This window comes from Streptomyces sp. NPDC002536 (assembly GCF_053594995.1).
In genome coordinates, this window is record NZ_JBSFWU010000119.1 from 1 (window position 1) to 21,491 (window position 21,491).

Annotated in this window: 21 protein-coding genes; 9 read left to right on the forward strand and 12 right to left on the reverse strand. The window is 73.4% G+C overall.

The genetic code is table 11. The features are described 5' to 3' along the window. Both ACWD4B_RS30470 and ACWD4B_RS30475 read right to left on the reverse strand, forming a co-directional pair. Nucleotides 1-193, reverse strand: a 193-nt coding sequence (locus tag ACWD4B_RS30470) for a hypothetical protein (protein WP_451423781.1), incomplete at its 3' end; no start/stop codon positions are given. Between the two features lie 87 nt (nt 194-280). Then, on the reverse strand, nt 281-1,258 hold the full coding sequence (locus ACWD4B_RS30475; protein ID WP_451423782.1) for an NAD(P)H-quinone oxidoreductase: 978 nt from the start codon (nt 1,256-1,258) through the stop codon (nt 281-283). 189 nt (nt 1,259-1,447) lie between these two features. Between ACWD4B_RS30475 and ACWD4B_RS30480 the strand changes: the two genes are divergently transcribed. Continuing rightward, nucleotides 1,448-2,536, forward strand: coding sequence for a potassium channel family protein (locus ACWD4B_RS30480; protein ID WP_451423783.1), 1,089 nt, complete (start codon nt 1,448-1,450; stop codon nt 2,534-2,536). Nucleotides 2,537-2,626: 90 nt separating this feature from the next. Here the strand turns inward: ACWD4B_RS30480 and ACWD4B_RS30485 are convergent, their stop codons facing one another. The 5 genes from ACWD4B_RS30485 to pdhA are packed head-to-tail and all read right to left on the reverse strand — an operon-like array spanning nt 2,627 to nt 8,678. Further along, a complete protein-coding gene (locus ACWD4B_RS30485) occupies nt 2,627-4,123 on the reverse strand; it encodes a molybdopterin molybdotransferase MoeA (RefSeq protein ID WP_451423784.1) in 1,497 nt (498 codons plus the stop codon). Beyond that, nucleotides 4,120-4,998, reverse strand: a complete 879-nt coding sequence (locus ACWD4B_RS30490; RefSeq protein WP_451423785.1) for an NTP transferase domain-containing protein — start codon at nt 4,996-4,998, stop codon at nt 4,120-4,122. Before ACWD4B_RS30490 ends, ACWD4B_RS30485 begins: the two co-directional genes overlap by 4 nt. A gap of 55 nt (nt 4,999-5,053) precedes the next feature. After that, entirely contained in the window at nt 5,054-6,445 is a 1,392-nt protein-coding gene (locus ACWD4B_RS30495; RefSeq protein ID WP_451423786.1) for a dihydrolipoamide acetyltransferase family protein, read from the reverse strand. Then, nucleotides 6,445-7,506, reverse strand: coding sequence for an alpha-ketoacid dehydrogenase subunit beta (locus ACWD4B_RS30500; protein WP_451423787.1), 1,062 nt, complete (start codon nt 7,504-7,506; stop codon nt 6,445-6,447). The genes ACWD4B_RS30495 and ACWD4B_RS30500 overlap by 1 nt, the downstream gene beginning before the upstream one ends. Beyond that, nucleotides 7,503-8,678 carry a pyruvate dehydrogenase (acetyl-transferring) E1 component subunit alpha gene (pdhA, locus tag ACWD4B_RS30505; RefSeq protein WP_451423788.1) on the reverse strand — a complete coding sequence of 392 codons (1,176 nt, stop codon included), beginning with the start codon at nt 8,676-8,678 and terminating at the stop codon, nt 7,503-7,505. Before pdhA ends, ACWD4B_RS30500 begins: the two co-directional genes overlap by 4 nt. A gap of 171 nt (nt 8,679-8,849) precedes the next feature. Between pdhA and ACWD4B_RS30510 the strand changes: the two genes are divergently transcribed. Then, on the forward strand, nt 8,850-9,374 hold the full coding sequence (locus tag ACWD4B_RS30510; protein WP_451423789.1) for an Lrp/AsnC family transcriptional regulator: 525 nt from the start codon (nt 8,850-8,852) through the stop codon (nt 9,372-9,374). Nucleotides 9,375-9,424: 50 nt separating this feature from the next. On the opposite strand, the gene ACWD4B_RS30515 is transcribed toward ACWD4B_RS30510, so the two are convergent. Together ACWD4B_RS30515 and ACWD4B_RS30520 are read right to left on the reverse strand one after the other, a co-directional pair. Further along, nucleotides 9,425-10,012 (reverse strand): TetR/AcrR family transcriptional regulator, encoded by a 588-nt coding sequence (locus ACWD4B_RS30515; protein WP_336410252.1) that lies wholly within the window; start codon nt 10,010-10,012, stop codon nt 9,425-9,427. Nucleotides 10,013-10,014: 2 nt separating this feature from the next. Continuing rightward, complete coding sequence (locus ACWD4B_RS30520; RefSeq protein WP_451423790.1) at nt 10,015-11,544, reverse strand: 3-hydroxyacyl-CoA dehydrogenase; 1,530 nt, start codon at nt 11,542-11,544, stop codon at nt 10,015-10,017. 200 nt (nt 11,545-11,744) lie between these two features. Here ACWD4B_RS30520 and paaN point away from each other — a divergent pair, with 200 nt between their 5' ends. Continuing rightward, complete coding sequence (gene paaN / locus ACWD4B_RS30525; protein WP_451423791.1) at nt 11,745-13,448, forward strand: phenylacetic acid degradation protein PaaN; 1,704 nt, start codon at nt 11,745-11,747, stop codon at nt 13,446-13,448. 3 nt (nt 13,449-13,451) lie between these two features. Here paaN and ACWD4B_RS30530 read toward each other — a convergent pair whose 3' ends face one another. The 3 genes from ACWD4B_RS30530 to ACWD4B_RS30540 form a co-directional block, all read right to left on the reverse strand. Continuing rightward, nucleotides 13,452-14,216, reverse strand: coding sequence for a TrmH family RNA methyltransferase (locus ACWD4B_RS30530; protein ID WP_451423792.1), 765 nt, complete (start codon nt 14,214-14,216; stop codon nt 13,452-13,454). Between the two features lie 80 nt (nt 14,217-14,296). Next, nucleotides 14,297-15,580, reverse strand: a complete 1,284-nt coding sequence (locus tag ACWD4B_RS30535) for an HTTM domain-containing protein (protein ID WP_451423793.1) — start codon at nt 15,578-15,580, stop codon at nt 14,297-14,299. After that, nucleotides 15,577-16,293, reverse strand: a complete 717-nt coding sequence (locus ACWD4B_RS30540) for a DUF5819 family protein (protein ID WP_451423794.1) — start codon at nt 16,291-16,293, stop codon at nt 15,577-15,579. Before ACWD4B_RS30540 ends, ACWD4B_RS30535 begins: the two co-directional genes overlap by 4 nt. Nucleotides 16,294-16,502: 209 nt before the next feature. Between ACWD4B_RS30540 and paaA the strand changes: the two genes are divergently transcribed. From paaA to ACWD4B_RS30570, 6 genes are all read left to right on the forward strand, one after another. Further along, the gene (gene paaA / locus ACWD4B_RS30545) at nt 16,503-17,498 is read left to right on the forward strand and encodes a 1,2-phenylacetyl-CoA epoxidase subunit PaaA (protein WP_451423795.1); all 996 of its coding nucleotides are present in this window, start codon (nt 16,503-16,505) and stop codon (nt 17,496-17,498) included. Next, nucleotides 17,495-17,782 carry a 1,2-phenylacetyl-CoA epoxidase subunit PaaB gene (gene paaB / locus ACWD4B_RS30550; RefSeq protein ID WP_336410259.1) on the forward strand — a complete coding sequence of 96 codons (288 nt, stop codon included), beginning with the start codon at nt 17,495-17,497 and terminating at the stop codon, nt 17,780-17,782. The genes paaA and paaB overlap by 4 nt, the downstream gene beginning before the upstream one ends. Nucleotides 17,783-17,793: 11 nt before the next feature. Next, the gene (gene paaC, locus ACWD4B_RS30555; protein WP_451423798.1) at nt 17,794-18,495 is read left to right on the forward strand and encodes a 1,2-phenylacetyl-CoA epoxidase subunit PaaC; all 702 of its coding nucleotides are present in this window, start codon (nt 17,794-17,796) and stop codon (nt 18,493-18,495) included. After that, the gene (gene paaD / locus ACWD4B_RS30560) at nt 18,489-19,031 is read left to right on the forward strand and encodes a 1,2-phenylacetyl-CoA epoxidase subunit PaaD (protein ID WP_336410260.1); all 543 of its coding nucleotides are present in this window, start codon (nt 18,489-18,491) and stop codon (nt 19,029-19,031) included. The genes paaC and paaD overlap by 7 nt, the downstream gene beginning before the upstream one ends. After that, nucleotides 19,032-20,120: a 1,2-phenylacetyl-CoA epoxidase subunit PaaE gene (paaE, locus tag ACWD4B_RS30565; RefSeq protein ID WP_451423796.1), complete on the forward strand. Its 1,089-nt coding sequence runs from the start codon at nt 19,032-19,034 to the stop codon at nt 20,118-20,120. Nucleotides 20,121-20,225: 105 nt separating this feature from the next. Beyond that, nucleotides 20,226-21,359 carry an acyl-CoA dehydrogenase family protein gene (locus tag ACWD4B_RS30570; protein WP_451423797.1) on the forward strand — a complete coding sequence of 378 codons (1,134 nt, stop codon included), beginning with the start codon at nt 20,226-20,228 and terminating at the stop codon, nt 21,357-21,359. Nucleotides 21,360-21,491: the final 132 nt, after the last annotated feature.

Below are 21,491 nucleotides of genomic sequence, written 5' to 3' on the forward strand. Positions count from 1 at the left end.
GCGCCAGGCCGATGCCGCCGATGCACATGATCGGCGCCGAGACCATCAGTGTGAACCCCATGAGCGTCAGCATCTGGACCTGCTGGACGTCGTTACCGGCACGACCGGTATGAACACCCCCGGCACCGCCATGGCCAGCCCGGCCAGGACCCCGGCAATCCACACGGCCGCCACCGCCCTCCGCATCAGTCACGTCATCCCCCGCCGACACCCCCACCCTCACACCGTCGCGCGGCGACGGCGCGCTGATGGGCGCCCGGCCGGGTGACCCGGCTGAGCCTCACGTCGTGAGCAGCACCTTGCCGACGTGCGCGCTCTCCTCCAGCACCCGGTGCGCGGCGGGCGCGTCCCGCATCGGCACCGTCCGGTCGACGACAGCCCGCACCCGCCCGCCGGCGATCAGCGGCCACACGTGCTCCCGCACGGCCGCCACGATGGCCGCCTTCTCCGCGAGCGGCCGCCCGCGCAGCGAGGTCGCCGTCACGGCCGCCCGCTTGGCCAGCAGCTTGCCCAGGTCGATCTCACTCTTGCGGCCGCCCTGCAGACCGATGATGGCGAGCCGTCCGTTGACCGCCAGGGCGTCGATGTTCCGCTGCAGGTACTTCGCCCCGACGATGTCCAGGACGACGTCGGCGCCGGCCCCGCCGGTCACCTTGTGCAGTTCCTCGACGAAGTCCTGTTCGCGGTAGTCGATGAGGATGTCGGCGCCGAGCTCGCGGCAGCGCTCCAGCTTGTCCCGGCCGCCCGCGGTCACCGCGACGCGCGCCCCGACCGCCTTGGCCAACTGGACGGCCATGGTGCCGATTCCGCTGCCGCCGCCGTGCACGAGAAACGTCTCACCGGGGCGGAGGTGCGCCACCATGAAAACGTTCGACCACACAGTGGCCGTCACTTCGGGCAGAGCGGCCGCCGTGACGACGTCCATGCCGTCCGGTACGGGCAGCAACTGACCGACCGGCACGCAGACTTTCTCCGCGTAGCCGCCGCCGGCCAGCAGCGCACACACTTCGTCGCCGACCGCCCAGCCGCTCACTCCGGGACCGAGTGCGGCGATCCGCCCGGAACATTCGAGACCCGGGTACGGGGACGCACCGGGCGGTGGGTCGTAGAAGCCCTGCCGCTGCAGCAGATCGGCACGGTTGACGGCACTGGCGACGACCTCGACCAGCACCTCGCCCGCGCCGGGCACGGGGTCGGGGACCTCGGCCCAGACGAGGGCCTCGGGTCCGCCGGGAACGGGAATGGTGATCGCATGCATGAGCGCGAGGCTACGTGCTTCGGCGCGCGGTGTGGGTGGTGCGCGCGCCGATGTCCGCGCCGGACTGTGCCCGCAGTCGACGCACTGCATTTCCCACGGAGTGCTCGGCCGCTCCTCGCCACGTCCGGCGATAGGAGATCATGGGCTGCGTGCGAAATGCGACGAATGCAGCTTTGAGGCCGACAGACGATGGTTGACCGCAAGGGCAACAGGGCGCTGATCCGGTCCCTGCTCCGCCGGAGCCGCCCCGACGCCGAGGACATCGAAGCCGGCCGGACCATCGTCCTGCCCGTCCAGCGTGCCGCCTCGCCCCTGCTCCAGGTCGGCCGGCGGCTGCTCATGGCGCTGCTCGTCATGCTCGCCACGGTCTTCATCGTCTACGCCGACCGCAGCGGGTACCACGACAACGCGGGCGGCGAAGTGGGCTTCCTGGGCGCCGTCTACTACTCCACCGTCACGCTTTCCACCACCGGATACGGCGACATCGTCCCGTACAGCGACAGCGCCCGCCTGAGCAACGTGCTGCTGGTGACGCCCCTCCGCGTCCTGTTCCTGATCATCCTGGTCGGCACCACGCTCGAAGTGCTCACCGAGCGGACCCGGCAGCAAGTACGCGTTCATCGTTGGAGGTCACGGATGCGGGACCACACCGTCGTCGTGGGGTACGGCACCAAGGGCCGCCACACCATCGACACCCTGATCGGGCAGGGCAAGCCCAAGGACAAGATCGTCGTCGTGGACCCGCAGAAGAAGGCCGTGGACGCCGCCGCGAGCGACGGTCTCGTGGGCGTCCTCGGCGACGGCACCAGGTCCGAGACCCTGCTGCGCGCCGAGCTGCAGAGAGCCACGCACGTCGTGATCTCCACGGAGCGGGACGACACGGCCGCCCTGGTGACGCTCACCGCGCGCCAGCTCAACAAGCACGCCACGATCGTCGTCGCCGTGCGGGAGGACGAGAACGTCCCCCTGCTCCGGCAGAGCGGCGCCAACACGGTCGTCACCAGCTCCAGTTCGGCCGGGCGGCTGCTCGGTATGTCCATGCTGAGCCCGAACGTCGGCAACGTCCTCGAAGACCTGCTGACGTACGGCCACGGCCTGGACGTCGTCGAGCGCCCGGTGACGAAGAGCGAGGCGGGGCGGAGCCCCCGGGACTGCGCCGACCTGGTGGTGGCGGTGATCCGGGGCCACCGTCTGATCCCCTACTCGGCCCCCGAGGCGGCGACCCTGCACCTGGCGGACCGTGTGGTCACGATCAAGCAGAACGCGCCGAATCACTAGGGTCCCGTAGGGGCGCGGGGCTGTCGACATATGCGGCTCCGCCGCGTGGGCGCGACCAGCCACGACGAACCCGCAGATGACCCGCGCCCCCTACGGCGCGCCCGGCAGGTCGAGCAGCTCCACGGCCGTACCGCGGGCCGCGCCCCCCGGCGGGACGACCGCCAGCGCGTCCGCGGCCGCCAGGCCGCGCAGCATCGCCGGCCCGTGGAAGCTCAGCGGACGCGCGCGGCCCTCTCCGCGGTCGGTGACCGGGACGAGCCGGGTGTCCGCGTGCCGCCCGGCCACGCCCTCGGTGAGCACGGCCCGGCGGGGCCTGCGCGCAGCGCGCCCCGCGAGGGTGCGCAGCAGCGGCTCGGCGAGCGTCAGCAGGCCCGCGACGGCGGCCAGCGGATTGCCGGGGAGCCCGACCACGTGCCGCCCGGGCCCGTAGCGGGCCAGCAGCATGGGGTGGCCCGGGCGCACGGCGACGCCGTCGACCAGCCACTCGGCGCCGAGGTCGCCCAGGGTGGGGTGGACGTGGTCGACGGGTCCGGCGGCGGTGCCCCCGGTGGTGAGCACCAGGTCGGCGCCGGACGCGGTGAGGGCCGCGCGCAACGCCGCCGCGTCGTCGCCGAGGAACCGCGTCGCCGTCACCTCGGCGCCCAGGGCCCGCAGCCAGGGCCCGAGCATCGGGCCGAGCGCGTCGCGGATGCGGCCCTCGCGGGGCAGGCCCTCGTGGAGCAGCTCGTCGCCGAGGACGAGGACCTCGACGCGCGGGCGCGGGGCGACGGTCAGCTCGTCGTAGCCCGCCGCCGCGGCGAGGCCGAGCACGGCGGGGGTGACGAGGGTTCCGGCGGGCACGAGGGCGTCGCCGGTGCGGCACTCCTGGCCGCGCGGGCGGATGTCGGCGCCCTGGGTGACGTGCCGGGTGGCGTGGAGCAGTTCGCCCGCGTCCCGCACGATGCCGTACTCGCTGCGCAGGACGGCCGTCGCTCCGGCCGGCACCCGGGCACCGGTGGCGATCCGGACGGCGTGCCCGTCGCGGAGCACGCCGGCCTCGGCGTGCCCGGCGAGGATGCCCTCCCCGTCGGCGGGGAGCCGCCAGGGGCCGGGCCCGGCGACGGCCCAGCCGTCCATGGCCGAGGTGTCGAAGGAGGGCAGGTCGGTCAGGGCGGCGAGCGGTGCGGCCAGGGTGTGGCCGAGGGCGTCGCCGAGGGGGCGCGAGCAGGGCTGCAGGGGCGCGGCGGCCCGGGCGGCCGTCCGGCGGGCCTCCTGCCAGGGGGTGCCGTGGCCGGGGCAGGGCTCGGCGCCGTCGCCCTTCGGCTCCGCGGCACCGCCCGTCGCGTCGTAGTAGCGGACGCCCGCGAACGGCACGTCGAGGGGCGGTTCTTCACGCCCGGGTGTCGCGGGGGCCTCCTCGAACGGGTCCTTGTCGAAGGAGAAGTCGAATGCAAGGGGGCCGTTGGGCTCACGGCTCTCCTGCTCCCGCTCCGGAACCGGGTCCGGGTCCGGTCCCGGCTCCGGCACGGCGCGGGTGTCCGCGAACAGCGCCAGGGCCTCGTCCGTGGCGCGGTCGAGCGAGGCATCCGCCTCCCGACGGCCGGTCATGACGACCCGTCGGGCTTCTGCGGACCCGCCGTGCCGCCCTCCGCGGCCCAGCGCGCGGCGAGTTCCGTGGCCTTGCGGGAGGCCTCGGCGAGCTCCTCCGGGCCGCCGCCGCGGAGCGCCGCGGCATAGCCGACGAGGAAGGTCGTCAGGGGCGCGGCAGGACGGGCCACGCCGTGCGCGGCGTCGCGCGCGAGGTCGAGCAGGCCTGCCGTGTCGACATCGATCTCGATGCCGAGCTCGGCCTTGACCGCGGAGATCCATTCATCCAGCACGCGCCTATCGTCCCTGATCCGCGCGCGGGCCGTGCCGATGTCCTCCCAGGTGTCGCAGTCGAAGGACGCGGTGGGGTGGTGCAGCCGGGTCAGGGACAGCTCCGTGGTGAGCAGCCGCAGGGGCAGGCCGGACAGCGTGCCGTGTTCCGCGGCGAGGAGCCCGAGCTCCCGCCGGAGCGCCTCGGTGCGGTACGCGGCGACGAGGGGCTGTTCCCGGCCGCCGGGGTCGGTGAGGACGGCGCCCTCGGCCGTGCCGCCGTGCTCGGCGAGTGCGCCGAGCAGTGCCCGTACCGCCTGCTCGTCGAGGAAGGGCAGGTCGGCGGAGAGCAGGAGGACCGTCGCCGCGGAGACCTGGCGCAGCCCGGCGTCCAGGGCGGCGAGCGGGCCGCCTCCGGGCGGCTGTTCACGGGCCCAGAGCACCGGCCGCACCGTCGCCCTGCGCGGTCCCACGACGACCGTGCAGGCGGCACCGCCGCAGGCGCCGAGCACCCGGTCGAGCAACGGCCGCCCGCCCACCCGCACGGCGGGCTTGTCCGCTCCGCCGAGCCTGCGGGCCGCGCCGCCGGCCAGGACCACTGCGTCGTACACCGGATCGTTGGTCACCCGACGAGTGTGCCGCGTCCGCGGAGTGCCGGGCTCGCAGGGTCGGTCCGCAGGGTCAGAGCGAGCGCAGGAGCACCGCCGGCTGCTCGACGCAGTCGGCCACGTACCGCAGGAAGCCGCCCGCCGTGCCGCCGTCGCACACCCGGTGGTCGAAGGTGAACGACAGCTGCACCACGTGCCGCACGGCGAGTTCGCCCTCGTGCACCCAGGGCTTGGGCGCTATCCGGCCGACGCCGAGCATGGCCGCCTCGGGGTGGTTGATGATCGGCGTGGAGCCGTCCACCCCGAACACCCCGTAGTTGTTGAGGGTGAACGTGCCGCCCGTCAGCTCCGCGGGGCTGAGCTTGCCCGCCCGCGCGGCCTCGGTGAGGCGGGCCATCTCCACCGACAGCTCGACCGCGTTGCGCGCGTGGGCGTCCCTGACGACGGGGACGACCAGCCCGCGGTCGGTCTGCGCGGCGAACCCCAGGTGCACCCCGGGCAGCCGGACGATCTCGTGCGCCTCGGTGTCGACCGTCGCGTTGAGCTCCGGGTACTTGGCGAGCGCGGCCGTGCAGATGCGGGCCAGCAGGGCGAGCAGCGACACCTTGGCGCCGCCGGAGGCGTTCATGGCCTTCCGGGCGGCCAGGAGTTCCGTGGCGTCCGCGTCGACCCAGCAGGTGGCGTCCGGGATCTCCCGGCGGCTGCGGCTGAGCTTCTCGGCCGCCGCGCCGCGCACTCCGCGCAGCGGGACGCGCAGCCCTTCGGCCTTGCGCCGGCCGGCCGTGCGGGCCGTGCGGACGGCCGGGGCCGCCGCACCGCGCGGCACGGCTGCCGCCGCATGGGCGTCGGGCGCCGGTGCCGGAGCGGCATGCGAGGCGTGGGCCGCATGTGCTGCCTGCGCTGCTTGCGCTGCCTGCTCTACGTCTGCCCGGATGATCAGCCCTTCCGGGCCCGTCCCCCGTATCCGGCGCAGGTCCAGCCCGCGCTCCCGGGCGAGCCGGCGGACGAGCGGCGATATGACGGCGACGGAGACCGGCGCCCCCGGCGCACCGGCCGGGCCGGCGGCACCGGCGGGCTGCGCGGCACCGCGGTCGCCCGGTCGCACCCTGCGGCGGCGGGCCGCGGGTGCCTGGGTGCCGTAGCCGACGAGCACATTGCCCGAGCCCTGGGAGCCGTTCCGGCCGTCCGGGACGTCCGGGCTCTCGCCGCCCGGCTCCCGCTCCCCCACGGCGACCGTCAACAGCGGCGCACCCACGGGCAGTTCCGTACCCTCCTCGCCGAAGCGGGCCGTGACCACGCCTCCGTAGGGGCAGGGCACCTCGACCATCGCCTTGGCCGTCTCGACCTCGACCACCGGCTGGTCGACGGAGACCACCTCCCCCACTTCGACCAGCCAGCGCACCACTTGAGCCTCGGTGAGCCCCTCGCCCAGGTCCGGCAGGGTGAATTCCTTGACGACGGCCATCACTGCACTCCGCCCTCGTATCCGCTGCTCCCACGCCCGCCGGACGTCCACTCGGACTCCCACTGCAGGCGCCCCACCGCATCCAGCACCCGGTCCACGCCGGGCAGATGGTGCTTCTCCAGCATGGGCGGCGGATACGGGATGTCGAATCCCGCGACGCGCAGCACGGGCGCCTCCAGGTGATGGAAGCAGCGCTCGGTGATCCGGGCGGCGATCTCCCCTCCGGGACCGCCGAACCCGGTCGACTCGTGGACGACGACGGCCCGTCCGGTGCGCCGCACGGACGCGCAGACGGTCTCCTCGTCGAAAGGCACCAGCGACCTCAGGTCGACCACTTCCAGGTCCCACCCCTCGGCGACGGCGGCCTCGGCGGCCTCCATGCAGACGGGCAGGGACGGGCCGTAGGTGACGAGCGTCGCCGAAGTGCCCCGCCTGCGCACGACCGCCTGCCCCATCCCCGGCACCTGCTCGGGGCGTTCGGGGTCCCAGTCGTCCTTGGACCAGTACAGGCGCTTGGGCTCCAGGAAGACCACGGGGTCGTCGGAGGCGATGGCGGCCCGCAGCAGGCCGTACGCGTCCGCCACGGTGGCCGGGGCGACCACCTGCAGGCCGGGGGTGGCCAGGTAGTAGGCCTCGGAGGAGTCGCTGTGGTGCTCGACGCCGCCGATGCCTCCGCCGTAGGGCACCCGCACGGTGATGGGCATCGGCAGGGCGCCGCGGGTGCGGTTGCGCATCCGCGAGACGTGGCTGACGAGTTGCTCGAAGGCCGGGTAGGCGAAGGCGTCGAACTGCATCTCGACGACCGGCCGGAGCCCGTACATCGCCATGCCGACGGCCGCGCCGAGAATGCCCGCCTCGGCCAGCGGGGTGTCCGTGCAGCGGTCCTCGCCGAACTCCTTGGCCAGCCCGTCGGTGACCCGGAAGACGCCGCCCAGGGTGCCGACGTCCTCGCCGAGCACATGGACGGACGGATCCTCGGCCATGGCGTCGCGCAGCGCCCTCCCGAGCGCCTGCGCCAGCGCGGTGGCCTTGTGTGCTGTCCCGACAGCAGCGGTGGTCATCGCTGCCTTCCTTCCTGGGGGCCGTCGTCCTCCCGGCAGGCCGGGGACGGTTCCCCGGCAGCGGCCAGCTCGGCCCGCAATTGTGCTGCCTGCTCGCGCAGTTGGGCAGTCTGTTCGGCGTAAACGTGCGTGAAGAGTTCCATCGGGTCGAGCACGGGGTCCCGGTGCATCCGCTCGCGCAGATCGGCGGCCATGCGCTCGGCCGCCTCCCGTGCTTCCCGTATCCCCGCTTCGCCGAGCAGCCTGCGACCGGTCAACTCCCGTTCCAGCAGGGCGATCGGGTCGTGGGCACGCCAGGCCTCGACCTCGGCGTCGCTGCGGTAGCGGGTGGCGTCGTCGGCGTTGGTGTGGGCATCCATCCGGTAGGTGACGGCCTCGACCAGGGTGGGCCCGCCGCCGCTCCGGGCGCGGTGCACGGCGTCGGTCAGCACCTGGTGGACGGCGGCCACATCGTTTCCGTCGACCAGCCGGCCGGGCATGCCGTATCCGACGGCCTTGTGGGCGAAGGACGGCGCGGCGGTCTGCTTGGCCAGCGGTACGGAGATCGCGAAGCCGTTGTTCTGGACGAGGAAGACGACCGGGGCGCGCCAGACGGCGGCGAAGTTGAGCGCCTCGTGGAAATCGCCCTCGCTGGTGCCGCCGTCGCCGACGAGGGCGAGGGCGACGACGTCGTCCCCCTTCAGCCGCGCGGCGTGCGCGAGGCCCACGGCGTGGGGGAGTTGGGTGGCGAGCGGTGTGCACAGCGGGGCGACGCGGTGCTCGTGCGGGTCGTAGCCGGTGTGCCAGTCGCCGCGGAGCAGGGTCAGGGCCTCGACCGGGTCCAGACCGCGGGCGACGGCGGCGAGGGTGTCGCGGTAGCTGGGAAAGAGCCAGTCCTGCGGCTCCAGGACGAGGGCGGCGGCGACCTGGCACGCCTCCTGCCCCGTGGAGGAGGGGTAGACGGCGAGGCGGCCCTGCCGGGTCAGCGCGGTGGCCTGGACGTTGTACCGCCGGCCGCGCACGAGCTCGCCGTACATCCGGCCGAGCAGCGCGGGGTCGACCGCGCCCGCCGCCGGGGTTCCCAGCACCCGGAGGGGCTCCGCATCGGGCAGCAGCGGTGCCGGATCGGTGCGGGGCTGCCAGCCGGGCGGCGGGGCGGGGCGGTACGAGCCGGGCTGCTCCAGAACCGTCATGACGAGCACCTCCTCTTGGGGACGAGCGTGACCGGAAAGCGTCCTGCGCTCTCCCTACCGATTGTTCGGTCGTCGGCGCATTTTGGCTACAGGCGGCCCGAGCCTGTGGACAAACGGTTCTCCACAGCCTGAGATATGCACAGGGCGTCCACGAAGGGGAGGCATGGCGGTATGCCGGACGAACAGATGGCCTTTTCGCAGGGGTTCCCGGGTGCTACCCAGGGAAACAGAGCTCCCGCACGGCCCCTGGACGACATCGACCGCTCGATCCTGAGAATGCTCCAGGCCGACGGGCGGGCCTCGATACGGTCCGTGGCCGAGCGCGTGCACGTCTCGCGGGCCAACGCCTACGCCCGGATCAACCGGCTCATCGACGACGGGGTCATCCGCGGCTTCAGCGCCCGGATCGACCAGGAGCGGGCCGGACAGGGCGCGTCGGCGTACATCACCCTGAAGATCGTCCAGAACTCCTGGCGCAGGGTCCGCGAGAAGCTCCAGGACCTGCCGGGTGCGGCCCACATCGCCCTAGTGAGCGGCGACTTCGACGTCCTGCTGCTCGTGCACACCAAGGACAACCGCGCCCTGCGCGAGCTGGTGCTCACCCGGATCCAGGCCATGGACGAGGTGCTCAGCACCCGCACCCTGCTGGTCTTCGAGGAAACGGACTTGTTGGAGGAAGACCGAAGCGCCCCGTAAGGGGCGCGGGGAACTGCGCGCTCGGCCACAACCGGCCCGCACCCGAAGAACTAGGTCCGCAACCCCGCAAACGCCGTAAGGCACACGGCATCGGCCACCTCATCGGCGGTCGCCGCGCCCCCGCGCTCGGGCCGGTACCACTCCACCACGGAATTGATCATTCCGAACAGCAGCCGGGTGGCCAGCCGGACGTCCACGTCGTGCCGGAGATCGCCGTCCGCCGCGGCCTCCTTGAGCAGCCCGGCGACCCGGTGGTCGAACTCCCGCCGCCGTTCCATGGCCCAGCGCTCGGTCTCCGTGTTGCCGCGCACGCGCAGCAGCAGGGTCACGTAGGGCAGCTCGGCGATGAGCACCTCGACGGTGCGGCGGGTGACGTACTCGAGCCGGTCGACGGCCCGCCCGGCGGTGGCGCCCGGCTCCTCCAGCACGGCGAAGAGCCCGTCCAGCGCCCGGCTTATGGCCAGCCGCAGCAGCTCCTCCTTGCCCTTGACGTGGTGGTAGATGGAGGACTTGGAGATCCCTGCCGCCTTGGACAGGTGCTCCATGGACGTGCCGTCGTAGCCCCGCTCGTTGAACACCTTGACGGCGACCGCGAGCAGCGATTCGGGCGTGTAGGTGTCGCGTTTGGCCATGGTCATGATTACAGCAGGCTCCCCTCGGCGGCCGCACGGCGGCGCAGTGGCTGGCAGGCGGCGTAGCGGCCGCCCGGGTACTCGCGGTCCATCTGCCGCAGGAAGCCGCAGACCCACCGGTCGCCCAGACCGCGGCCCCAGTCCAGCGGACCGCGCGGGTAGTTCACGCCCAGCCGCATGGCGGTGTCGATGTCCTCCTCGCCCGCCACACCGCGCCCCGCGGCGTCCTGGGCGAAGTCGACGAGCATGGCGACCGTCCGGGCGACGATCATCCCGGGCACGTCGCCGATGACGCTCACCTGCTTGCCCAGCGCCTGGAACAGGCCGGTGGCCGCCCGGACGCCCGCCTCCGGTGCGGTGCGGGAGGGCGCAAGGGCCACGCGGGCGCAGGTGCGGTAGTCGAGGGCGAGGTCGAAGTGGACGCGGGGTCCGGGCGCCTCCGAGCCGGCCGCGCGCCCGTCGGTCAGGGCGAGCCGGACGCCGCCGGGCAGGGCGAGGTATCCGGTGTCCTCGTCGCAGGCGGCCCGGTCGACGGTGATACCCGCCTCCTCGATGAGCTGCGGCAGGGCCGCGGCGGCCGGCGGCAGCTCCCCGTGCAGCACGACGGCCTCGGGCGCCGCACAGGGCGCGGCGGTGTGCGGCTGCGGCCGCTCCGCGCCCTCGGCGTGGTCGTACCAGCCCCGCCCCGTCTTGCGCCCGAGCAGCCCGGCCTCGACGAGGCGCTGCTGGGCGAGCGAGGGCGTGAACTTCGGGTCGTGGAAGAAGGATTCATGGACCGAACGGGTGACGGAGTTGTTCACATCCTGGCCGATGAGATCGGTCAGTTCGAAGGGGCCCATCGCGAAGCCGCCGGACCCGCGCAGCACGGCGTCGATCGTCGCCGGGTCGGCGGCGCGCTCCTCGTACACCCGGAAGGCCTCGGCGTAGAACGGCCGGGCGATCCGGTTGACGAGGAAGCCCGGGGTGTCGGTGCAGGTCACGGGGGTCTTGCCCCAGGCGGCCACGGTCGCGCGCGCCCGCTCGGCGGCGGCCGCGTCGGTGGCGTGGCCGCGGACGACCTCCACCAGCGGCAGCAGCGGGGCGGGGTTGAAGAAGTGCAGCCCGAGGAAGCGGCCGGGCCGGCGCAGGGCGCCGCCGATCGCCGTCACCGACAGGGAGGAGGTGTTGGTGGCCAGCAGGCAGTCGTCGGGAACGACCGATTCCAGCTCGCCGAACAGCTTCTGCTTGGCGTCGAGTTGCTCCAGAATCGCCTCGATGACCAGGGCCGTGCGGTCCGCGGGACCGGCGAGGTCCGCCAGGCGCGCGGCGGGGCGCAGCCGGGCGGCGGCCGCGTCGCGCTCGGCCCCCGCGAGCCTCCCCTTGGCCACGAGACGGTCGAGCCGGGCCCTGACGGAACGTTCCGCTTCCTCCGCGCGGCCGGGTACCGCGTCGTACAGCCGCACGGGATGGCCTGCGAGCAGTGCGACCTGGGCGATGCCCTGGCCCATGGTTCCGGTGCCGACGACGGCGACGGTACGGGCGGGCTCGATGGCGGTCATGGCTGTGATCCTCCCCGATGAGTTGTCCACAGGTTCGCCGGGCCCCCTTGTCCCGACCGATCGTTCGGTTACTGTATCCATCGGGGGTGCTTCCGGCCCCCCGGATGCCTGCGCCGCTCGAATTCGCCCCGCTCGCCTTCGTCCCAGCCGCTTTGTCTTTCCGCTTGTCTTCCGCCCACTCGACGAGGAGTTGGTCAGACGTGACCGCCGGACTCAGCACCGACCAGTTGACCGAGAAGCACCGCCCCACGCTCGACCGGGCCCTGGAGACCATCCGCTCCCGCGGCTACTGGTCCCCGTACCCCGAGCACCCGAAGGCCTACGGCGGGGACGGCATGCCGGGCAGCCTGGGCGCGGCCGAGGGGCAGGCCGCCTTCGAGGCGCTGCGGGACGGCCGCTTCGAGCTGGACCAGCCGGGGACGGACGGCTGGGCGGGCTCCGAGGTCTCGCCGTACGGCTTCCCGCTGGGCATCGAGTATCCGCATGCCGACGTCGACGTCCTGCTGCCCGCCATGCGTGCGGCCATGCCGGCGTGGCGGGAGGCGGGGCCGCAGGCGCGGGCCGCGGTCTGTGCGGAGATCCTGGCCCGGATCAACGCCCGGACGCACGAGTTCGCCCACGCGGTCATGCACACCAGCGGCCAGGCGTTCATGATGGCGTTCCAGGCCGGCGGGCCGCACGCCCAGGACCGCGGCCTGGAGGCCGTGGTCTACGCCCTCGCCGAGCAGACGGGCGCGGCGCCGCGGTCCGCGGAGTGGGTCAAGCCGCAGGGCAAGCGCGATCCCCTGGAGCTGCGCAAGGAGTTCACCGCGGTACCGCGCGGGATCTCGCTGCTCATCGGCTGCAACACCTTCCCCACGTGGAACGGCTACCCGGGCCTGTTCGCCTCGCTCGCCACGGGCAACGCCGTTCTGGTCAAGCCCCATCCGCGGGCGGTGCTGCCCCTGGCGCTCACCGTGCAGGTGGCGCGCGAGGTGCTGCGGGAGGCCGGCTTCTCCCCCGATCTGGTCGCGCTGGCCGCCGAGCGGGACGGCGAGGGCATCGCCAAGTCCCTTGCGGTGCGCCCGGAGATCCGCATCGTCGACTACACCGGCTCCACAGCCTTCGGCGACTGGCTGGAGACCAACGCCCGCCAGGCACAGGTCTTCACGGAGAAGGCCGGGGTCAATACCGTCGTCGTCCACTCCACCGACGACTACAAGGGCATGCTCTCCAACCTCGCCTTCTCGCTGTCCCTCTACAGCGGCCAGATGTGCACCACCCCGCAGAACCTGCTCGTCCCGCGCGAGGGCATCGGCACCGACGCCGGGCACAAGACGTACGACGAGGTCGTGGCCGACCTGGCCGCGGCGGTGGACGGGCTGCTCGGCGACGACGCCCGGGCCAACGCCCTGCTGGGCGCCATCGTCAACGACCAGGTCAAGGAGCGGATCGACGTCGCGGGCCGGCTCGGCGAAGTCGCCCTCGCCTCGCGGACGCTGGCCAACCCGGACTTCCCCGGTGCCACGGTGCGCACGCCCGTGATCGTGAAGCTGGACGGCGCCAAGCCGGACGCCGAGGCGGCCTACTTCTCGGAGTGCTTCGGGCCGGTGTCCTTCGCGGTCGCGGTCGACTCCGCCGAGGACGCGGTGCAGTTGCTGCGCCGCACGGTGCGGGAGAAGGGCGCCATGACCGTCGGCGCGTACACCACGTCGCCGGAGGTCGAGCGGCTGGTGGAGGAGGCCTGCCTGGAGGAGTGCGCCCAGCTCTCCCTGAACCTCACGGGCGGGGTGTACGTCAACCAGACGGCCGCCTTCTCGGACTTCCACGGCTCCGGCGGCAACCCCGCGGCCAACGCGGTGCTCTGCGACAGCGCGTTCGTCGCCTCCCGCTTCCGGATGGTGGAGGTACGGCGCCAGGCCTGACCGCTACGCGGGCGCCGGACCGCCCCAGTGGAAGAGCGCCATGGCCACGCTGGTGGCGAGGTTGTAGCTGGACACCTGGGGCCGCATGGGCAGGGCGACCAGCCGGGTCGCCCTCGCCCGCAGCTCGGGCGAGATCCCGTGCCGCTCGGAGCCGAAGGCGATCAGCGCGTCGTCGGGGAGGGGCACGGAGCGGATGTCCTCGCCCTCCGGGTCCAGCACGAACAGCGGCCCGGAGGGGAGCTGTTCGAGCTGGAGCCGCTCCACGGCCGTGGCGTAGTGCAGTCCCGCGCCGGAGCGCACCGCGTTCGGGTGCCAGGGGTCGAGGTCGCCGGTGGTGATCACGCCCGTGGCCCCGATGCCGGCGGCCAGGCGGATCACGGCGCCGACGTTGCCGAGGTTGCGGGGGTTGTCCAGGACGACCACGGGTGCCCGGCGGGGCTGCTGCGCCAGGGCCGCCAGGTTGGCCTGCCGGTCGCGCCGGGCGGCCAGGGCGGCAACCCCGGTGGGGTGCACCCGGGGCACGAGCTCGCGCAGGGTCTGCACGGGCACCTCGACCAGGAGGGCGTCGAGCACGTCCGTCAGATCGCCGGCCAGGTCACGGGCGAGCGCCAGCGTGGCCGCCTTGTCCGTGGTGAGGGCGGCCCCGACCTCGGCCCCGAAGCGCAGGGCGTGCTTGAGCGCGTGAAACCCATCGAGCAGCACGGCGCCGGGTGCGTCGGCAGCCCATCGCCGCAGGGCAGCGTCCCTGGCGTCGTCCTCGGTGGTCATGGGCCTCAGCCTACGGGGCTCCCGTCCCCCGTCAGGGGCGCGGGGCTGTTACATCATGCGGCTCCGCCGCGTGGGCGCGATCAGCCCCCACCGGCCCGCAGCCGACACTCCACCTCGGTGTCCGAGGCGGAGCCCCGACGGGGGCCCGGGGGCACGGCCCCCGGTTTCGGGAAGGGGCGGGATCGGGGAAACAACCGCCCCGCAGCACCCCCCACCCACCGCAGCAAGCCCGTCGGCAGAAACACCGCATCGGCCACGATCATCGCCAGCGAGAAGAACGGCAGCCCCAACATCACCGCGATCCCCACATGCTCGGCCATCATCAAGGCCAGCAGCACGTTCTTCACCCGCCGGTCGAGCAGCGTGAACGGGAACGCGACCTGCACCGCGACCGTCCCGTAGCTCAGCAGCAGCACCACCACCGAACTGGCGGCCAGCGCATGCGACAGCGAGGGCCACGGCGAGAAGTAGTCGATGTGCATCGGGTAGAAGAGCGCGGTGCCGTCCTGCCAGCGCGAGCCCTGGATCTTGTACCAGCCCGCCGTGGCGTAGATCAGGCAGACCTCCGCCATGATCACCAACAGGGCGCCGTTGTGCGCGAGATGGGCGATCATGTCGAGCACGGTGCGCGGCTCCCCCGGCGCCCGGCGGCAGACCAGCCACCACAGCCCCTGGACGAGCCAGAGCCCCCACAGGGCCGCCGCCCAGCCGATGCCGGGCAGGGGCCCCCGGTCCGTCCACGTCATCCGCGTGTCGGTGAGGAGCTGCGCCGCGGCCAGGGCGAGGCCGCACAGCACCCACAGCACGATGCCGGTGACGTCCCGGTCGCTGTCCCGCCCGGGGGCCTGCGCACGCCGGGCCGCCCGCCGTGCGTCGAGGGACCAGACCTGTCCGCAGCGGACGAGGATCAGGTAAAGGGCCATCAGGTGAAAGACGTTGTCGCCGCCGTCCCCCACGAACACGCTGCGGTTCTGCAACGACAGCACCCCGATCATGGAGAGCACGGCCATGGTCCGGGTGCGCCACCCGAGCATCAGCAGCACACCGCTGACGATCGCGAACACGTAGACGCTCTCGAACCACACCGTGCTGTCCGACCACATGAGTGCGGTGAACGCGTGGTTGTCGCCGGTGAGTTCACGGGCCATGCCCCAACTCCACGGCGCGGCGGGCCCGTACAGCTCACGGCGGTTGGGCCACTCGCGCAGCAGGTAGCCGACCCAGGCGAAGGAGAGGCCGATCCGCAGCACGGCGGTCTGGTAGCGGCCCAGCGACGACCCGGTGACCCGGTCGAGGCCGCGCAGCAGCGCGGAGCCCGTGGACCCCGTCGAACCCGTCGCAGCAGCCGTGGACGTAGTGCTCATCTGCCCGCCTCCACGCGGTCGTCGGTGGTGACCGGCCACCAGGCCAGGACGCGGTACACCGGCTTGGTGTCGGCCTTCTCGTCGCTCCAGGGCGGCGGGGCGATGGGGACGGTCACGGATCTCACCTGGATGCGGTCGACCGGGAGCCCGTCGCGCTCGGCGCCCAGGCGGGCGACGGCGATGCGGCGCACGTACTGCTCGGCGAGCCGTCCGCGCAGGCCGACGGGCTCCTCGCGCGCGTCGTGCGTGCCGGCGTAGAAGTCCCAGGCGCGGCGGAGCTCGTTCTGGCGGGTGTGGCTGGGGAAGGGGTTGTGCAGGATGGCGGCGCCGTCCTGGGCGGAGAGGTCCGTCCAGGAGGTGACCGTGGTGCTCCCGTCCGGTCTGCGCAGCTCGGCACGGACCTGGACGGCGGTGTTCTGCTGGAGCGGGTTCGGAGCGAAGAACTTCCAGTTCTGTTCGAATTCCGGGTACACGTATCTGTCGATGGCCGCGGCGTGCTGTCTGCTCACCGTGTTCTGCGGTGCCACGTGCAGGAACACCATGATCAGGTGCACGGCGGCCGCCAGGGCCACCGCCACCGCAGCGGCGCCGACGACGACGCGCGCGGGCAGGGAGAGCCCGGCCACCCCGCCCTTCCCGATGCTCGCGTCACCGCTTTCCTCACCGTGTTCCTCGCCGCTCTCCGCAGCCCTGCCGTCCGTCGTGCCGTCCATCCCCGAAACCCCGTCTGCCCAGCGCCTTCCCCGGATCGCCGCCTGGCGGCGTGCACCCGAACGGTACCCACGCCGCCCCGTGAGGCCCAGCGCGCACGGGTTATCCACAGGCTCGACACCAGGCTTGACACCCTCCGAGCGCTCGGCACACCATTGAACCGAACGATCGGTCGGTAGGGAGCAGGACGAGAGAGCACAGGGGGCACGGGATGACGACGACGGTGCCGGACGCACAAGCGCCGGAGGCGGTGTTCGATGCCGCACTGGCCGCCGACGAGCGGATCGAGCCGCGCGACTGGATGCCCGACGCCTACCGCGCGACGCTGGTGCGGCAGATCGCCCAGCACGCCCACTCCGAGATCATCGGCATGCAGCCCGAGGCCAACTGGATCACCCGCGCGCCCTCGCTGCGCCGCAAGGCGATCCTGATGGCCAAGGTGCAGGACGAGGCCGGCCACGGCCTGTATCTCTACAGCGCCGCCGAGACCCTGGGCACCGGCCGCGAGGAGCTGCTCGACAAGCTCCACTCGGGCCGCCAGCGCTACTCCTCGATCTTCAACTACCCCACCCTGACCTGGGCGGACGTCGGCGCCATCGGCTGGCTCGTGGACGGCGCCGCGATCACCAACCAGGTCCCGCTCTGCCGCTGCTCCTACGGCCCCTACGCCCGCGCCATGATCCGCATCTGCAAGGAGGAGTCCTTCCACCAGCGCCAGGGCTACGAGCTCCTCCTCGCCCTCGGCCGCGGCACCGAGGCCCAGCACGCCATGGCGCAGGACGCGGTGAACCGCTGGTGGTGGCCGTCCCTGATGATGTTCGGCCCGCCCGACGACGCCTCGGCGCACTCCGCACAGTCCATGGCCTGGAAGATCAAGCGGCACTCGAACGACGAGCTGCGCCAGCGCTTTGTCGACATCTGCGTCCCCCAGGCCGAGTCCCTCGGCCTGACCCTGCCGGACCCCGACCTGCGCTGGAACGAGCAGCGCGGCCACCACGACTTCGGTGCCATCGACTGGGACGAGTTCCACGAGGTGCTCCGCGGCAACGGCCCGTGCAACGAGCAGCGCATCGAGCGCCGCAGGCGGGCCCACGAGGAAGGCACCTGGGTGCGCGAAGCGGCCGCGGCGTACGCCGCGAAGCACGGAAATCACAGGAATCACGGGAATCACGAGCAGCACGACAAGCACGAGGAGGCAGCGGCATGACCGGCACCGACTGGCCGCTCTGGGAGGTGTTCGTGCGCAGCAGGCGCGGCCTGTCGCACACCCACGCCGGCAGCCTGCACGCCCCGGACGCGGAGATGGCGCTGCGCAACGCCCGCGACCTCTACACCCGCCGCTCGGAGGGCGTCTCGATCTGGGTGGTGCCCTCCGCCGCGATCACCGCCTCCTCGCCGGACGAGAAGGACCCGTTCTTCGAGCCCGCCGCCGACAAGCCCTACCGCCACCCGACCTTCTACGAGATCCCGGAAGGAGTGCGGCACCTGTGAACCGCGTACCCGTGACGGCCGCACTCGCCCTGGGCGACGACGCCCTGATCCTCTCCCACCGGCTGGGGGAGTGGGCCGGGAACGCCCCGGTCCTGGAGGAGGAGGTCGCGCTCGCCAACATCGCCCTGGACCTGCTGGGCCAGGCCCGCGCCCTGCTCTCCCTCGCCGGCGACGAGGACGAGTTGGCCTTCCTCCGCGAGGAGCGCGCCTTCCGCAACGTCCAGCTCGTCGAGCAGCCCAATGGGGACTTCGCCCACACGATCGCCCGCCAGCTGTACTTCTCCGTGTACCAGCAGTTGCTCTACGGCCAACTGGCCGACGGTGACGGGCCGTTCGCCCCGCTGGCGGCGAAGGCCGTCAAGGAGGTCGCCTACCACCTCGACCACGCCGAGCACTGGACGCTCCGCCTCGGCGACGGCACGGAGGAGAGCCACGCCCGGATGCAGCGCGCCCTCGACGCCCTCTGGCGGTACACGGGCGAACTGTTCGCACCGGTCGAGGGACTGCCCGCCGACCGCGAGGCCCTGCGCGACGGCTGGACCGTGCACGTCACGGAGGTCGTCCGCCGCGCCGGCCTGACCCTGCCCAATGGCCCCCAGGAAGGCGCCTGGACGGCGGGTGCCGGGCGCCAGGGCATCCACACCGAGCCGTTCGGACGGATGCTCGCCGAGATGCAGCACCTGCACCGCAGCCACCCGGGGGCGGCATGGTGACGGCACCCACCCCCCTCGAAGAGGAGCTCCGGGCCCTGGCCGGAGCGGTCCCCGACCCCGAGCTGCCCGTCGTCAGCCTTGCCGAACTGGGCGTCCTGCGCGGGCTGCACGTCCTCGGCCCCGGTCGCGTCGAGGTGGAGCTGACCCCCACCTACACCGGCTGCCCCGCCGTCGAGGCGATGGCGGCGGACATCGAGCGCGTGCTGCACGAGCACGGTCAGGCCGAGGTGTCCGTGCGCACCGTGCTCGCCCCCGCCTGGTCCACGGACGACATCACGGCCGAAGGGCGCCGCAAACTGGCCGAGTCCGGGATAGCGCCGCCCCGGCCGGGCGCCCGGGCCGCGGGTCCGGTCGCCGTGGGGCTGGGCCCCACCCGGCGCGCCGCCGGGCCCGCAGGCCGGCCGGAACCTGTGCGCTGCCCGCACTGCGGCTCCGCCGACACCACCGTGCTGAGCCGCTTCTCCTCCACCGCCTGCAAGGCCCTGCGCCGCTGCGAGGCATGCCGTGAACCGTTCGACCATTTCAAGGAGTTGTAGATGGCAGCGGCCCGCCACGGCGCCTTCCACCCCCTGCAGGTGGCAGCCGTCGACCCGCTCACCGACGACTCGGTCGCCGTGACCCTCGCCGTGCCGCCCGCGCTGCGCGCGGAGTTCCGGCACGCCCCGGGCCAGCACCTCGCCCTGCGCCGCACGGTCGACGGCGCGGAGATACGCCGCACCTACTCCATCTGCGGCCGGGCGCCCGAGCCCGGCGCGGAGGGGCTGGAAGCGCTGCGGGTGGCGGTGCGGCTGGTGGACGGCGGCGTGTTCTCCACCTACGCCCTCAAGGAACTGAAGGCCGGGGACGTCGTCGAGGTGATGCCTCCGGCAGGGCGGTTCGTGCTGGAGCCGCGCCCGGGCCGGTTCGCGGCGGTCGTCGGCGGCAGCGGGATCACGCCGGTGCTGTGCATCGTCTCGACCCTGCTCGCCCGGGAGCCCACGGCCCGGTTCACCCTGGTGCGCAGCGACCGCACGACGGCGTCGACGATGTTCCTGGACGAGGTGGCGGACCTCAAGGACCGCTATCCGGAGCGGTTCCAGCTCGTACAGGTCCTCTCCCGCGAGGACCAGCAGGCCGGGCCCGCCTCCGGGCGGCTGGACGAGGAGCGGCTCGCCGGGCTGCTGCCCGCCCTGCTGCCGGTGGAGGCCGTGGACGGCTGGTTCCTGTGCGGCCCCCACGGTCTGGTCCAGGGCGCCGAACGGGCCCTGCGCGGCCTGGGAGTCGCCCGGGACCGCATCCACGAGGAGATCTTCCACGTGGCGGACGCACCGGCGGCGGACGCCCGCCCCGCCGCGACGCCCGCCCCCGACCGCAGCACGGTCACCGCGACGCTGGACGGACGCAGCGGCAACTGGCCGGTGCAGGACGGGGAATCGCTGCTGGAGACGGTGCTGCGCAACCGCTCCGACGCGCCCTACGCCTGCAAGGGCGGGGTGTGCGGGACGTGCCGGGCCCGCCTGGTGGCCGGCGAGGTGCGGATGGACCGGAACTTCGCCCTGGAGCAGGAGGAGCTGGACGCCGGCTATGTGCTGGCCTGCCAGTCGCATCCGGTGACGGAGGAGGTGGAGCTGGACTTCGACAGCTGAGCCGGGTCCAACTTCCGCCGCCCTGTTCCCCCTTGCGGACGCCTGCCCTATCTTGACGGACCGTCAGATATCTCGGACCGGTCGGCGTGCGAAGGGCGGCAGGCCATGGACTTCACCTTCACCGAGGAGCAGCAGGCGGTTGCCGAAGCGGCCGGGGCCGTCCTCTCCGGCGTCGCCCCGGACGGCGTGCCCAGCCCGGCGCTCGTCCCCGGCGCCGTCGCCGACGACGTCGACCGCGCGCTGTGGCGCCGGCTCGCCGCGGCCGACCTGCTGGGCCTGCCCGTTCCGGTCGAGTACGGCGGCGCGGGACTCGGGCCCGTGGCCCTGTGCCTGGTGCTGCGCGAGGCGGGGAAGGTCCTGGCCCGGGTGCCGCTGCTGGAGACCGGCGCCGCGGCCCTGGCCCTGCGGAGGTTCGGCAGCGCCGGGACGGAGCGGCTGCTGCCGCTGATCGGCAGCGGCGAACTCGTCGTGACCGTGGCCGCCCACGGCCGTACCGGGCACGACGGGGCCGAACTGGCCGTCACCGCCCGCCCGGTGACCGGCGGCCTGCGCCTGGACGGGCTGCAGACCGCCGTGCCCTGGGCCCGCAGCGCCGACCGGATCCTGCTCCCGGCCCGCACGGACGGCGGACGCACCGTCCTCGCCCTCGTACCCCCGGACCGCTCCGGGGTCACCCTCGCCGGCCAGGTCTCCACCAGCGGCGAGCCGTACGCGCAGGCCACCCTGGAATCCGTCCACGTGGGCGAGGGGGAGGTCGTCACGGCCGAGGGCGCCTGGGAGTGGCTGCGCTGTCTGCTGGCCACCGGCACCTGCGCGCTGGCGCTCGGCCTGGGGGAGGCGGTCCTGCGGATGACGGGCGAATACACCGCGAAACGCGAGCAGTTCGGCCATCCCCTGGCCACCTTCCAGGCCGTGGCCGTCCAGGCGGCCGACCGCTACATCGACCTGCGCGCCATGGAGGCCACCCTGTGGCAGGCCGCCTGGCGCATGGAGTCGGGCGCGGAAGGCGCCCTCCCGGCGGCCGCGGACGTCGCCGTGGCGAAGATCTGGGCCGCGGAGGGCGTGCGCCGCGTCGTCCAGACCGCGCAGCACCTGCACGGCGGCTTCGGCGCGGACACGGACTACGTGCTGCACCGCTACCACGCGTGGGCCAAGCAACTGGAACTGTCCCTCGGCCCGGCAGCCGCCCACGAGGAGGCCCTGGGCGACCTGCTGGCGGCGCACGGCTGCGCCCCGTAAGGGGCGCGGGGCTGTGACTCCCCCAGGGGCTGCGCCCCGGACCCCTGGGGTGGTGCGTCGGCTGCAGGCCGTCGGTGGCTGATCGCGCAGTTCCCCGCGCCCCTGACGGGGCGCGAAGATCCGCCGGAGACG